The sequence below is a fragment of the Marinobacter adhaerens HP15 genome, from assembly GCF_000166295.1.
In the GTDB taxonomy this organism is placed as follows: Bacteria; Pseudomonadota; Gammaproteobacteria; order Pseudomonadales; family Oleiphilaceae; genus Marinobacter; species Marinobacter adhaerens.
Genome location: NC_017506.1, coordinates 726,352 through 740,207, shown reverse-complemented (window position 1 = coordinate 740,207; position 13,856 = coordinate 726,352). Strand labels below are relative to the sequence as shown.

The following is a 13,856-nucleotide window of genomic DNA, read 5'->3' as shown; positions in this document are numbered from 1 at the left end:
GAGAGGTAGCGCCACTTATGCCCAGAGCACCGCAAGCTCGCCGAAAGATGTACGTCCTCGACACCAACGTCCTGATCCACGACCCGAACGCCCTCCTCAACTTTGAAGAACACGATGTCATCATCCCGATGACGGTCCTCGAAGAACTCGACAGCCTCAAATCCGGCAAGCAAGCCGTGGCCGCTGACTGCCGTCAGGCCATCCGCAACATCGATAAGTTGCTGGGCGATGCCAGCCCGAAGGTGATCGAGAAAGGTGTTCCCATCGTGCGGGGCAAGAAGGCCGAACCCCTGGGCACTCTTTCGATCCTGATGAGCACCGGTGACAGTGGCAACCATTCGCTGCCAGAGCATCTGAACGACAACAAGATCATCAACACCCTGGCTGCTCTCCAGAACCGCCACAAGTCCCGGGATATTATCCTGGTGTCGAAAGACATTAACATGCGCCTCAAGGCAAGGGGCTTCGGCGTCGAAGCTCAGGACTACCACAACGACCAGTTGCTCGATGACATTGATCTTCTGCCCAAGGGCTACCGGGAATTCCCCAACTCCTTCTGGGACACCATTGAGAAAGTGGAGACTGTTCAGCGGGAGGGTTCAACCGAACATATCCTCAAGCGGGAAGGCGAGCTGGCGAAGCTGAACATCAATGAATTCGTCATCGATCAAATGGGCTTCGTCGGTAAGGTGGTGGACCTCTCCGACGACCAGTTGATCATCAAGGACCTGCACCAACACGACCTGATGAACGAGGAAGTCTGGGGCCTGGTTCCCCGGGACATCTATCAGGCCATGGCGCTGAACCTGCTCCTGGACCCGGACATCCACCTGGTCAACCTCACCGGCTCCGCCGGCTCGGGCAAAACCATCCTGGCGCTGGCTGCGTGTATCGAGATGACCGTGGCCAGCAAGCTCTACAAGCGCATTATTGCCACCCGCTCCACCCAGGGCCTCGACGAGGACATCGGGTTCCTGCCCGGCACTGAAGCCGAGAAAATGGAGCCCTGGCTGGGCGCCATCGTCGACAACCTGGAAGCGCTCCACGAGGACGACGAGAACATGACCGCCAGCGTTGACTACATCCTCAGCAAGGTGCCCCTGCACTTCAAATCCATGAATTACATCCGGGGCCGCAGCTTCCAGCACAGCCTGATCATTATCGATGAATCACAGAACCTGACGCCCCATCAGATCAAGACCATCATTACCCGGGCCGGCAACGGGTCAAAGGTGATCTGCCTCGGCAACCTTGCGCAGATCGATACCCCCTACCTGAGTGCCCTGAGCTCGGGCCTCACCTACATGACCGAACGATTCAAGCGCTTTCGACATGGCGCTCACATCCACCTGCAGGGTGTTCCCCGGTCGCTACTGGCAGAATTTGCCGAAGCCAATCTCTGACATTGGCGAGCGTTTAAAGAACGAAAAAAAGGGGCAGAACCCGAGCTCTGCCCCTTTCGCACTTAATCAGTAGTGCCTACACCCGATACCGACTGACCTGCTCTGACATCTCGGAAGCCAGGTTCTTCAGCCGTTGTGTCGCATTTCCGGCCCGACGGGTTCCCTGCGCCGTCTGTTCGGTAATCGCGACGATCTCATGCACGTTCTGATTAATGGTCTCGGAAACGCTGGTCTGCTCTTCGGCTGCGCTGGCAATCTGTGTATTCATGTCCGTGATCGTTGCCACAGCCTGACCAATGCGCTGCAGCGCATCGTTGACCTGCCGGGTTTCTTCCACGGTCGCTTCGCTGCGCTCACTGATGGAAGCAATTACCTTGACCGCATTCCCTGCCCCAGACTGAAGCCGCTCAATCATATCCTGGATTTCCTGGGTGCTCTGCTGGGTCCGGCGAGCCAGCGTTCGAACTTCGTCAGCCACCACGGCAAAACCCCGACCGGCCTCGCCGGCCCGTGCCGCTTCGATCGCAGCGTTGAGGGCCAATAGGTTGGTCTGATCAGCAATTTCGCGAATGACCTCCAGTACGCTATCAATCCGGCGAGAGTCAGTGCCAAGCTGCTCGATAACCCGAACGCCCTCTCCCACCTGCTCGGAGAGCCCGCCAATAACTTCGGTAGCCTGATGTACCAGGCCCTGGGCATCGCAAACCTGTCCATTGGCATGATCGGCGGCCGTGGAGGCTTCACTCGCGTTGCTCGCAACCTCTTGGGCAGCTGCGGTCATTTCGTTCATCGCCGTTGCCACCTGATCACTCTCGGATTTCTGTCGCTCGACGCCCTGCTCGGCTTCAGTCATGACCTGGTTCAGGTCAGCCGTGGCCTCGTTCAGCGTGCGGGTAGACGACAGCACGCGTTCAACCAGTCCGTGCACCTGGTCGGCGAAACTGTTAAAGGCAGTCGCCAACTGTCCAAGCTCATCCTTGCCGGAAACGTCAAGACGACGGGTCAGGTCGCCATCGCCGCTGGCGATGTCGTTCATTGCCGACACGGCCGATTTCAGGGGCCGAATGATGCTGCGGACCACGATCAGGGCAAGCAGGACGATCAGCGCCAATGCGACAAGTGAGGTGCTGACTGAGCCTATCACGGCGTCCTCGAGTGAAGTCCCCACCTGGCTTTCCATCGCCGCTACCTGAGCCTCGAGGCCGTCAATCCAGAAGCCGGTGCCGATCATCACACCCCACTTGGGCAGCATTTCCGCATAGCCCAGCTTGGGCGCTACTTGTCCGGTTTCGCTGTTTTTCCAACCATAAGGCACATAACCGCCGCCATTGCGCGCCGCCTTTACCAGCTCACGAATCAGGAAGGTTCCGTTGGGATCCTGGAAGTCCCAGAGATTTTTGCCTTCCAGAGACTGGTTGACGCCGTGCATCACATTGACACCCCGGGTGTCATACGCAAAAAAATAACCGGTGCTTCCCGAATCGTTAAAACGCAGCTGTCGCAGGATCTCCCACGCTTTCTCGCGCACCTCCGGATCGTCTGCGGACCCAGGCTGATTATAGAGATGCTCGATGGAAGACTTTGCAACGGCCAGATAATTCTGCAGTTCCTGGCGTTTACTCTCTTCCATATCGGAGGAGAAACCGGCAACGGCCTCTTCGCCAATAGCACTGGCCTGGTTAAGGTTGTAACTGGTCAGGAATGCCGTGAGCACAATCACCGGCACCAGGGCCAGCAACAGTACCCGTGTCTGGATGGTCAGGTTTTTCATGACTGGTAGTCTTTTGGTTAAGTGATCAATTCGCCGGGCGATCCGGCATGGAAAAAGTCGCAAAGACTACGCAAAAACCGGGGGCAATATCATTGATGATACTGCGTAGTTTGTTTCCAGCCTGTAACCATGCCGGTAAATTTTTGTTGCTCATCAATCCTTGAACTGGGCTTTGTCCAACCCATGCTTGCGCATCTTGTCGTACAGGGTTTTCCGGGCAATACCGAGCTGGACCATGGTGTCCTTGATGCTGCCATGGCTGGCATTCAGGGCGCTGATAATGGCAGAACGCTCGAAACCGTCCATCATTTCGGCGAGCGTCTGTCGACCCGCCACATTGGCCGTATCCGCAGGTTCGTTCTCATCCAGCGCTGCCGGCCCCAGCAGGACATAACGTTCAGCCAGGTTCCGAAGTTCGCGAACGTTGCCGGGCCATGAATGTTGCATCAGCCGGGCTGCCTGACCAGCATCAAGCGGTATGCTCTCCCGATCGTAACGGGCCGCGGCAATCAGCACGAAATGATGGAACAGCAGAGGGATGTCCTCTTTCCGCTCTCTCAACGGCGGGATGTCAACTTTGACCACATTCAGCCGGTAATAGAGATCGGGCCGGAATTCGCCGTCGTCACTGAGTTTTTTCAGATCCGCCTTGGTGGCGGCGATGATCCGGACATCCACCTCCTGAACCTTATTGCTGCCCAGACGCTCGACCCGTTGTTCTTCCAGCACCCGCAGGAGTTTCACCTGCAAGGGCATGGGCATACTTTCAACCTCATCCAGGAACAGGGTGCCCTTGTGGGCGTGTTCGATCTTGCCGATCCGGCGCTTTTCAGCCCCGGTGAACGCCCCGGCCTCATGGCCAAACAACTCGCTTTCAATCAGGTTCTCGGGCACCGCCCCGCAGTTGATTGCCACGAAGTTGTGGGCGCTGCGTCCACTGTTCTCATGAATGTATCGGGCCAGCGCATCCTTCCCGGACCCTGTTTCCCCGTGCAGAAGAATATTAGCCGAGATGTCGAGGATGGGATCAATGGTCGCCATGACCTTTTGCATCAACGGCGAATCCCCCAACATCCGGGGACCGGGTCTGGCCAGGTGGCGCAGCTGTGCTTTCAGTCGCCGGTTCTCGAGGGCGAGATGCCGTTTTTCCAGGGCATGGCGGAGCAGCTCTATCAGTTCATCATGATCAAACGGCTTCTCGATAAAGTCGTAAGCGCCCTGCTGCATGGCTGTTACCGCCGTGCTTATGTCGCCCTGCCCGGTAAGAATGATCACGGGAATGGTGTCATCGATAGCTCGAAGCCGGTCCAGCATCTCCAGGCCGTTCATCTCCGGCATGTTGTAGTCGCAGAGAACCACGCCGTCGTAGTCGGCGTTGATATGCCCCAGCGCCGATGGCGCATCTTCGAAGCAGCTGACCGGCAACTCCTCCAGGGTCAGTGTCTGGGCAATGGCCTGGCGGATGTGTGGATCGTCGTCCACAAAGATTACCGAGGGTTCTGTCATTCCATGGCCTCCCGCTTCTTGAGGGTTACGACGAATTCTGCGCCCGGCCCATCCCGGCGGTTACGACCGGTCAGGCTGCCACCCAGTGCATCCACAATCTGGCGCGATATGGAAAGTCCAAGACCCAGTCCCTGCTTGACCGATTTGGTGGTAAAAAAGGGCTCGAAAATCTGTTCGGTGTCGCCCTGCAATCCGGGCCCATTATCGCGCACCAGGCATTTCCAGCACTGCTCGGTTTCTTCTATATCAATCCGGATTTCCGGCCGTGCACCACCCTCTACCGCCTGAACCGCATTCGCCATCAGGTTAACCATAACCTGCTCTATCCGTATCAGGTCGCCATGGCACATCACCGGCGAGTCTGGACGGTGCCACTGGATATCGATTTCCGAACTCGATTGCTGGGCAACGATAATTTTCAGGGATGCGTCAATCGGTTGCCGGAGATCCACCACCGCTGGCGGGCCTTCGGATTTGCGCGCAAACACCTTGAACTGCCGGGTCAGCTCCGCCATCTTGTCACACAGCAGGATGATTTCTGACAGGTTAGCATCCACCATCTCCCCGGCACCTTTCTCAAGGAAGCGGCGGCTGTTTCGGGCATAGGTCTGAATGGCCGTCAGAGGCTGGTTCATTTCATGGTTGAGGCCCGCGGACATCTGACCCAGCACCGCCAGTTTTGCAGCCTGGATCAGCTCCTGCTGTGTTTCCCGCAGCTCGGTTTGGGTGCGTTCTCGCTCCCGGATCTCCTCCACCAGTTTGCGATTGGAGTTCTCCAGGTCTGCGGTTCGCTCGGCCACGCTTCGCTCCAGCTGCTCGCCCCGAAGAGCCAGTTCAGCCTCGCGCCGGTAGCGTTCGCGCAGGTACAGCCAGGTCAACAGGCCACCAAAGAACAGCGCTGCCCCACCGACCGCAAAACCCAACCGGGTCCAGACGACCGAGCGAGTGCTCACCATGACTTGAAGCGTCCAGTCCATCCTCGGCAGAGGCGTGCTTACGCTCAGATATTCCCGGGGTTTGCCACTGTCCTGAATACGGACCGTTGCTGACTGCTCGAGAAGCCCCCATGGGGTTCCCAACGTTTTCAGTGCCATTGGCGTCAAATCACGGTCTGGATAACGCCGGCGGGAATACTCGTCGGGCACGGCATCGGCCATCCCCGAGAAATTGCGGTAAAGCCAGTCCTGCCTGCTCGCGAGAAAACTGATGCCATTATGATCAAGCACGACCATCTCCGCCTCTCGCAAGCCAGTAGGGCGATCCCATTGGGATTCCAGTTCGTGAACCAGAACCTTCACGGCGACCACCCCGATAATCTGGCCGCCCTCGTCCCGAACCGGATGCGAGAAATACAGACCCCGAACGCCAGACATCAGGCCGAGGGCGAAATAGATCGCCGAATCGCCCGACTCCATCGCCTCATAGAAATACGGCCGGAAATTGAAATTCCGCCCGACAAAACTGTCTGGCTGCAGGTAGTTGTTGGCTGCGATCGTCAGGCCGCGAGTATCCATCAGGTAGACATCCGAACTGCCTACGATAGTGGCCATGCGCTGCATCTGTTCATTGGCCGAGAGAATAGCAGAGGGATTGTCAGGCGCCTCCAGCGCCCGTTGCAGTAACGGATGCTCGGCCATCAGCTCGGGCACCGGGAGATATCGGTTCAGTTCGTTGGCCACCAACTGGCGATACCGGAAGGACTCCTCAAGGCTCTCCTGCTCCACCTGCCGGTATCCAACCCAGCCACCGAGCAGCCAGGCGGCCACCAGGGTCGCCACAAAAAGGAGAAAAACGCCAATACGGTAAGGCATAGGGTCCGGTTCCCGAAAAACCGCGGAAAGCCGCTAGAGTATAGCCAGGCCGGGTACAGAACAACCGTGCGATGCTTCCATGGCACGGTTGTTCTGACGCAGCCAGCAAGCCCCCGTTACAGGGCGCCAGCTGTGGCAAGGCGAGTTTTACGCTGCTTCTGGATGACGAACGCCAGGACCGCCAGGGCAATACCGGTGAGATCCGTCCAGAGCCCTCCCTCGATCATCAGCAACGCGGCCGCAATCAGCAGGAGTCGCGTTATCCAGGACGCGGAAATGCTCGCAAACCAACCGAGCACGCCGCCAGAAAGCATGTAAACGCCAAAGGTTGCGGTTACCAGTGCCCTCGCGATCTCGAACCAGCCGGCTTCCATCAACAACGCGCCGTTGTAGAAGAACATGAAAGGCACGATGAATGCTGCGATGCCAATCCGGAACGAGGCCACGGAGGTTTCCATGGCATTGGCGCCCGATATGCCTGCAGCGGCATAGGAGGCCAGCGCAACCGGCGGTGTGATCGCGGAAACTACAGCGAAGTAGAACACGAAGAAGTGCGCCGTCAGCGGTTCAATACCCAACTGGACAAGGCCGGGCGCGACCACTGAGGCAGCTACCGCATAGGCCGCCGTGGTCGGCATCCCCATACCCAGTAGAATGGAAATGAACATGGCGAAGATCAGCGCCAGCAACTGGCTCGTGGCCGCAACGTCCAGCAACAGCACAGAGAAGCGCGCGCCCACTCCCGTCAGCGAAATCACGCCCACGATTACCCCGGCCGCTGCGCACACCACGATAATCTGGATCGCCATATAGGAAGCAATTTCCAGTGCCTGAAGGATATGCCGCAGCCCCATCTTGTTGGGTGACAGCCAGCTCACGACCGCGGCAGAAACGGTCGCCAGGGTGCCGGCCCGGATCACCGAATAGCCCATGAACAAGGCGACAATCAGGATTATGATCGGCACGAACAGATAGCACTGCTTCATCATGGTTCTAAGCTTTGGCAGCTCGTCTTCACGCATGCCGCGCATGCCGGTCTTGGCGGCTTCAAAATCCACCATGAAGTAGACCGAGGCAAAATACAGGATCGCCGGAATGATCGCCGCGATGGCTATCTCGGTGTAGGGAATGCCGGTAATCTCCGCCATGATAAAGGCGCCGGCGCCCATGATCGGCGGCATGATCTGACCACCGGTGGACGCGGCCGCCTCGACAGCGCCTGCGGATTGCTTGCTGTAGCCCACCTTCTTCATCAATGGAATCGTCAGGGAGCCGGTGGATACCACGTTGCCGGCACTGGTGCCGTTGATCATACCCATCAGGCCCGATGCAAAGATCGATACCTTGGCCGGGCCACCCCGGGAACGGCCGGCCGCCGCAAAGGCAAAGTTCACGAAGTAGTCACCCACCTTCGAGGACTGCAGGAAGGCGGCAAAAATGATGAACAGAATGATGTATGTCGAAGACACCGCCGTGGTCGGCCCAAGGATTCCGGCATCGGTATACACCTGACTGAAGAAACGCTGAACCGAAAGCCCCGGGTAACCGAGGAAACCTGGCAGGTAGGGTCCTGCGAAAACATAGGCCAGAAACACCAGACCGATGATCACCAGTGCCATCCCCGCCACGCGCCGGGTAAGTTCCATGATCAGGGCCGTGCCGGCAATGGCTGCAAACGAGATACCCACCGGCGCAAAGGAGGTGCCGGTCGACATCCGCATGGACGTGTTATAAACCACCAGGAAATAGGCGGCCACGGCCAGCGAGCAGACGATCAACACCAGGTCGGGCACACTGAATACCGATCGCTCGCGCTGATGAAACCAGCTCATGACAATGCCAACACCGGTCGCCGCCAGCAGCGGCCAGCCAAAGTGCCACACCTCCAGTTCGACCGGAATCCGCATGGCGCCGTTCTGAACCATCTGCCAGAACGAAAATGTCTGATACAACACATAGAGAGCCGGCAGCATGGCACCGGCACTGATCCAGGTTGTCCACCGGTGGCGTGCGCCGCCCTCTTCCGATGACACAAACCGGGCGCCGGCAAACAGAACGAAACCCAGCACCAGGGCACCGGCAATGTGCACAATCCGGAACGACCAGGTTTCCAGGGGCGCTATGTTCAGGGAATACAGGTGAAAGGCTGAATAGGCTATCGCCAGCAGCGCGACGAATTTCAGCAGGCCGCCTTCGAAAAGCCGGCGGTTGGCTTCGACCGGTTCCTCGTCCACGTTGTGCGCGAGTACATGGTCTTCGCCCACTTCAATGTCCGGAAGGTCTTTGGAATCTTGTTCGGTAGTCATGACACACCCTGCTTGCAGGCAAATCGGAGCCAGAACTCGGCTGGCCATACATTGCAGGAGGCTGCAGGGCAGCCTCCTGCTCGAGCACTGTTACTTGATCTGGCTGTCTTCGATCGGGTAACCATTCTCGTTGAACCAACGCGCAGCGCCCGGGTGCCAGGGCAGGACGTTGTTCTTTGTGTAGTTCTCGGGTACCGAGTTACGGGCCGCCTTGTGAATGGAGACCATCTTGTCGTTGTTCTCCATGGTCAGCTTGGTGATTTCATACACGAAGCTTTCAGATACATCACAGTTGACCATCGCGAAGTTCCACATAGATACCACGCGGGAAGGCGCATCCAGGGACTGGTAGGTGGACGCCGGAATGATGAACTCGGACACCGGGAAGTTGCTGATAATGGTCTCGGCCTCGGCATCGTTCATACCGATGATGTTCACGTCGGTTTGCACTTCCAGCTGGCTGACCGCAGGAATGGGAATACCGGCGGCGAAGGCAACCACATCAATCAGTCCATCCTGAAGCTGACCGCCCAGATCAGACCAGCTGCCGTTGCGGCGTTCGAAGTTCACACCCAGGGTCTCCATCATGCGCGGAAAGTAGGTGTCCGAGGTGGAGCCCGCCGGACCAAAACCGATCGTGGCGCCATCAGGGATATCGGCGATGGAAGTAATGCCAGAGCTGGATAGCGCGGTCACCGAGAACGGTGTTTCGTACATCGGGAACATGGCGCAGACGTTGTCCATCTTCATGCCCGGCGCAAGCGGGCTGTTACCGTCCATGGATTCCCGAGCCGGGCCCATGGTGGTCAGGCCAAACTTCAGGTCGCCGGTGTGCACCAGCGCCATATTCTGAACCGGTCCGCCGGTGATCTCGGCACCACCGGAAACGCCCAGGTTTTCAGCCACAAAGTTCGCCCAACCGGAACCGTAGGCAAAATAGGTTCCACCCTGACTGGCGGTACCAACGGTGAAGTTGCTCGGCCAGTCCGAACGATCCTGGGCTGTTGCGGGGGTTGCGACTGCGAAGGTGGAGGCAAAGGCCACCGCCATTACGGCTTGGGTTTTCATAAGGAATGCTCCCGATTCATTTTGTTTGTTGGGTGCTCAACGAAGCTCTAACAGCTCCGGTGGGTAACCCAATCAGCAAGGAGCAGACCAGATCTCGATTAATTCGGAAAAACAGGGCCTTACTAGAATCAGAGCAAGGTCAGGCGCTGGAAAATGGGTGGATATCCACCCATCTGAAAGAGCAGATGGGTGAATCCCGACACGTAGGGCGTTTCGGGTTCTGGCTACCAGCGACCCTGAAGAGTCGCCACAATACGACGACTACCGGCTCGATCCCGGTGCTCACAGAGATAAAGTCCCTGCCAGGTTCCAAGTGCCAGGCGACCATGGCTGACCGGGAGGGTCAGCGAGGGGCCGATCAGGATGCTTTTGATATGAGCCGGCATGTCGTCGGGCCCTTCCATAACGTGCTCATAGTGCGGCGCATTCTCCGGCACCATGACGTTGAAATGGCGTTCCAGGTCGCCCCGCACATCCGGATCGGCGTTCTCGTTCACCGCCAGCGAAGCGGAGGTATGCTGGATGAACAGGTGCAGCAAGCCGACTTCGCAGTTGGTCAGGTCCGGCGCCTGGGCAAGGATTTCATTGGTGACCAGATGAAAACCCCGCGGCAGCGGAGCCAACTCGATAAACGACTGATCCCAGATCATGACAGCCCTCTCGATTATTTCTGCCGGTCATCCCAGGGGTGCACGGGAACCACATCGTCGCCGACATCGCCCTCGTAGCTGCTGCGGAAATAATCCATCGCTTTTTCCGCCTCGCTGAGCTCGTCAAATCGGGCGACGTGGTAGATTGCCTCACCCTCGTTCACCAGTGGCAGGTTATTCACGCAGATCACGATACCTGAGCAGGGTGACACCACCGCGGTTTCCGATTCGCCGAAGGGATCCGCCACCATGGCCAGCCTCTGGCCTTTGCGAACCTTCTGGCCCAGCCGGGCGACAGGCCTCATGATCCCATCGATATCCGCCCGCACCCATTGGGAATTGGCCGCGGTTTCAGACCGTTTTCTCGGTGCCTTGGGCCCCTTCTTCGCCGGGATCATTTCGAGTTCACGCATCACCCGGATAACCCCTTTCACACCGCTGCCGATCACCACGTCATCAAATCGCAGAGCTTCTCCGCCTTCGAAGGTGATCACCGGAATGTCCTGTGAATCAGCGTAGGCCCGGAGGCTTCCCTCTCGGAGCCCCGAATTGATTATGATCGGGGCACCAAAGGCCTCGGCCATGCGCACGGTTTCCGGATTTTTCAGCTCGGCACGAATTTGCGGCAGATTGAATCGATGAACTGCACCCGTGTGCAAATCAATAATGTGGGTCACCCGCTCCATAATCTGGGTGCGCAGCAGGTAGGCAATACGTCCGCCCAGGGAGCCACTTTCACTGCCGGGAAAACAGCGGTTCAGATCCCGCCGGTCAGGCAGGTATCGGGTGCGCTGCACGAACCCGAAAATGTTCACGATAGGCACCGCAACCAACGTGCCCCGAAGGTGCCTCAACGCCGAATTGGTGAGCACCCGACGAACGATCTCAACACCGTTGATCTCATCACCGTGAATGGCACCACACACCATCAATACCGGACCACTTCGCCGGCCGTGCACAACCTCAACGGGAATGTGCAGCGGCGTATGGGTGTAAAGCTTGGCGACCGGAACTTCCACGGTTTGCCGGGTTCCGGCCTTTACCTGGGTCCCGGCAATTTCATAGGGGGCACGAGCCATGCTTTAGCCTCTCCCCTTGGTCCGGGTCTTCCAGGGCTTCTGATTCTTTTCGGTCCAGTTAATGATCATGCCGGCAACGTTCTTGCCCGTGGCGTTCTCGATGCCCTCAAGGCCAGGCGACGAGTTCACCTCCATTACCAGTGGCCCCCTGCTGGAGCGGAGCAGGTCAACACCGGCAACGTTCAGGCCCATGGCTTTGGCGGCCTTGATGGCAGTGCTGCGCTCTTGGGGGGTGATGCGTATGAGGGAGGCAGTGCCGCCCCGGTGCAGGTTCGAACGGAATTCGCCTTCGGCACCCTGACGCTTCATGGCCGCGATCACCTTGTCGCCAATCACAAAGCAACGGATATCGGCACCGCCGGCTTCCTTGATGAATTCCTGCACGAGAATATCCGCTTTCAGGCCCATGAAGGCTTCAATCACACTCTCCGCGGCCTTGCGGGTTTCTGCCAGCACCACGCCGATGCCCTGGGTACCCTGCAGCAGCTTGATCACCACCGGTGCCCCGCCAACCATCTGAAGCAACTCCGGAACGTTGTCCGGCTTGTTCGCGAAACCGGTAATCGGCATTCCTACACCCTTGCGGGCCAACAGTTGCAGCGAGCGGAGCTTATCCCGGGAACGGCTGATAGCCACGGATTCATTCACCGGAAACACACCCATCATCTCGAACTGGCGCAATACCGCCGTTCCGTAAAACGTCACCGATGCACCGATCCGCGGAATCACCACATCGAAATCCTCAAGGACCTCCTCGTGGTAGTGGATCTGTGGATTGGCCGAGGTGATATTCATCGAACAGTGAAGGCAGTCAATCACCTTCACTTCGTGGCCACGATTAATGCCCTCCTCCACCAGACGGCGGGTCGAGTAGAGGTGACGGTTTCGTGACAGTACCGCTATTTTCATTTTTCAGTCCTTAAGGCCGGCTTGCCGGCAAGATAGGAAGCTTCGGGATAGATCACTGAGCGCCCTGACATAGCGGTACGGCCCAGCAACATCCGGAACCGCATAGAATCTCGGTTGGTCAATGTCATTTCAATGGGCCATTTCTGGCCGCCAATCAGCAGCGTGGTCTCGATGACCAGGCGCATTTCCTTGTGGCCGCCGGAATCAGACACGTTCCGCTCATCCAGCACCCTGGCGTCACACTCCACCACCTGGTGAAGATCGTTCTGTACCGGATGAACCCAGAAGCGCACGCGCCGTTCACCGTTTTCCGTGTAGGGTTCAGTGCGGAACGTGTGGAGACAGGAAGTTCTGGCTCCGGTATCGATTTTCGCCTTGATACGGCTGATATCCAGGTCCGGCAGCGCCACCCATTCCCGCCAGCCAAGACTCATCTTACTCTCGGCGGGGGTCGGTGGGATGGTTTTGATAACGTCAGCTGTCTTTGTCGACATCCGGGAGATCCTTTTCAGTGATTTTTTCCGGCCCCAACAGCTGAACACGGAACGGCTCTGAATGGCTACCCGCATAAACGCTGGTGTGGGGGAACGGAATTTCAATGCCTTCCCGATCCAGGGTTTTCTTGATCGCGACCATCATGCCGCTTCTCCCTTCAAGCACCTTTTCCTTCGGCACCCAGTAAGAGAACTGCAGATCGACCGAGGATGGACCAAACGCTGTCACCAAAGTGAAGGGCTTGGGTTCTTCGAGACAGACCGGATTCTTTTCTGCCAGAGTCAGAAGCAGACTTTCCACCCGCTCTACATCTTCAGCGTAGGCAATCCCCACCGTCAGGTCGAGCCGGCGTATCGGAAACCGGGAACGGTTGACCACCCTTGTCTTGATCAGGGTTTCATTGGGGATCCGCACGTACAGGTTGTCCGGCGTGCGTAACTTCACGCTCAGCATATCAATACCGACGACTTCCCCGATGGTCGCGTCTACCTCAATGAAGTCACCGATTTCAAAGGGTTTTTCCACCAGTAGAAACAGGCCGCTGATCATGTTCGACGCCGAGGTCTGAGAAGCAAAACCAATGGCAACGGTGAGGATACCGGCGGCGCCGAGCACCACATCCAGAGAGAACCCGGCCTCCCGCAGGGCCGCCACAAAAAACAGCACCACGATGACGTAAAACACCAGCCGCCGAACCATGACGGTATGATGGCGGGAGGTGCGCTGCGCCATGAAACGGCCGACACTGCGGGCCGCCAGAGACCCGAGGAACAGCCCCAACACAACAAGAAAGGCGGAACTGATCCACTGCCCCCAGGCAATATCGGTAAAAAACTGCATTACGCCTGTTTGCATTGT

Annotated in this window: 11 protein-coding genes; 1 reads left to right on the top strand and 10 read right to left on the bottom strand. The window is 57.9% G+C overall.

The window, feature by feature from the left end; genetic code table 11:
- The first annotated feature begins 17 nt into the window (after positions 1-17).
- Positions 18-1,403, top strand: a complete 1,386-nt coding sequence (locus HP15_RS03650) for a PhoH family protein (RefSeq protein ID WP_041644998.1) — start codon at positions 18-20, stop codon at positions 1,401-1,403.
- A 76-nt stretch (positions 1,404-1,479) separates the two neighbouring features.
- Here the strand turns inward: HP15_RS03650 and HP15_RS03645 are convergent, their stop codons facing one another.
- The 10 genes from HP15_RS03645 to HP15_RS03600 form a co-directional block, all read right to left on the bottom strand.
- Entirely contained in the window at positions 1,480-3,174 is a 1,695-nt protein-coding gene (locus HP15_RS03645) for a methyl-accepting chemotaxis protein (protein WP_014576239.1), read from the bottom strand.
- A 153-nt stretch (positions 3,175-3,327) separates the two neighbouring features.
- On the bottom strand, positions 3,328-4,680 hold the full coding sequence (locus tag HP15_RS03640; RefSeq protein WP_014576237.1) for a sigma-54-dependent transcriptional regulator: 1,353 nt from the start codon (positions 4,678-4,680) through the stop codon (positions 3,328-3,330).
- Complete coding sequence (locus HP15_RS03635; RefSeq protein ID WP_014576236.1) at positions 4,677-6,491, bottom strand: sensor histidine kinase; 1,815 nt, start codon at positions 6,489-6,491, stop codon at positions 4,677-4,679. Before HP15_RS03635 ends, HP15_RS03640 begins: the two co-directional genes overlap by 4 nt.
- A 116-nt stretch (positions 6,492-6,607) precedes the next feature.
- The gene (locus tag HP15_RS03630) at positions 6,608-8,797 is read right to left on the bottom strand and encodes a TRAP transporter permease (RefSeq protein ID WP_014576235.1); all 2,190 of its coding nucleotides are present in this window, start codon (positions 8,795-8,797) and stop codon (positions 6,608-6,610) included.
- 90 nt (positions 8,798-8,887) lie between these two features.
- Positions 8,888-9,865 carry a TAXI family TRAP transporter solute-binding subunit gene (locus HP15_RS03625; RefSeq protein ID WP_008176323.1) on the bottom strand — a complete coding sequence of 326 codons (978 nt, stop codon included), beginning with the start codon at positions 9,863-9,865 and terminating at the stop codon, positions 8,888-8,890.
- Between the two features lie 224 nt (positions 9,866-10,089).
- Positions 10,090-10,515 carry a secondary thiamine-phosphate synthase enzyme YjbQ gene (locus HP15_RS03620; protein WP_008176325.1) on the bottom strand — a complete coding sequence of 142 codons (426 nt, stop codon included), beginning with the start codon at positions 10,513-10,515 and terminating at the stop codon, positions 10,090-10,092.
- A gap of 14 nt (positions 10,516-10,529) precedes the next feature.
- Positions 10,530-11,594 carry a succinylglutamate desuccinylase/aspartoacylase family protein gene (locus HP15_RS03615; RefSeq protein WP_008176327.1) on the bottom strand — a complete coding sequence of 355 codons (1,065 nt, stop codon included), beginning with the start codon at positions 11,592-11,594 and terminating at the stop codon, positions 10,530-10,532.
- Positions 11,595-11,597: 3 nt separating this feature from the next.
- Entirely contained in the window at positions 11,598-12,503 is a 906-nt protein-coding gene (gene rimK, locus HP15_RS03610) for a 30S ribosomal protein S6--L-glutamate ligase (RefSeq protein ID WP_008176329.1), read from the bottom strand.
- Positions 12,500-12,997 carry an ATP-dependent zinc protease family protein gene (locus tag HP15_RS03605; RefSeq protein ID WP_041644996.1) on the bottom strand — a complete coding sequence of 166 codons (498 nt, stop codon included), beginning with the start codon at positions 12,995-12,997 and terminating at the stop codon, positions 12,500-12,502. Before HP15_RS03605 ends, rimK begins: the two co-directional genes overlap by 4 nt.
- A complete protein-coding gene (locus tag HP15_RS03600; protein WP_014576233.1) occupies positions 12,978-13,838 on the bottom strand; it encodes a mechanosensitive ion channel family protein in 861 nt (286 codons plus the stop codon). The genes HP15_RS03605 and HP15_RS03600 overlap by 20 nt, the downstream gene beginning before the upstream one ends.
- Positions 13,839-13,856: the final 18 nt, after the last annotated feature.

Excerpts from the sequence above, each read along its gene's own strand:
- HP15_RS03645 (WP_014576239.1), bottom strand. The coding sequence starts at position 3,174 with ATGAAAAACCTGACCATCCAGACACGGGTACTGTTGCTGGCCCTGGTG.
- HP15_RS03605 (WP_041644996.1), bottom strand. The coding sequence starts at position 12,997 with ATGTCGACAAAGACAGCTGACGTTATCAAAACCATCCCACCGACCCCC.
- HP15_RS03625 (WP_008176323.1), bottom strand. The coding sequence starts at position 9,865 with ATGAAAACCCAAGCCGTAATGGCGGTGGCCTTTGCCTCCACCTTCGCA.
- HP15_RS03615 (WP_008176327.1), bottom strand. The coding sequence starts at position 11,594 with ATGGCTCGTGCCCCCTATGAAATTGCCGGGACCCAGGTAAAGGCCGGA.
- HP15_RS03635 (WP_014576236.1), bottom strand. The coding sequence starts at position 6,491 with ATGCCTTACCGTATTGGCGTTTTTCTCCTTTTTGTGGCGACCCTGGTG.
- HP15_RS03620 (WP_008176325.1), bottom strand. The coding sequence starts at position 10,515 with ATGATCTGGGATCAGTCGTTTATCGAGTTGGCTCCGCTGCCGCGGGGT.
- HP15_RS03650 (WP_041644998.1), top strand. The coding sequence starts at position 18 with ATGCCCAGAGCACCGCAAGCTCGCCGAAAGATGTACGTCCTCGACACC.
- rimK (WP_008176329.1), bottom strand. The coding sequence starts at position 12,503 with ATGAAAATAGCGGTACTGTCACGAAACCGTCACCTCTACTCGACCCGC.
- HP15_RS03600 (WP_014576233.1), bottom strand. The coding sequence starts at position 13,838 with ATGCAGTTTTTTACCGATATTGCCTGGGGGCAGTGGATCAGTTCCGCC.
- HP15_RS03640 (WP_014576237.1), bottom strand. The coding sequence starts at position 4,680 with ATGACAGAACCCTCGGTAATCTTTGTGGACGACGATCCACACATCCGC.
- HP15_RS03630 (WP_014576235.1), bottom strand. The coding sequence starts at position 8,797 with ATGACTACCGAACAAGATTCCAAAGACCTTCCGGACATTGAAGTGGGC.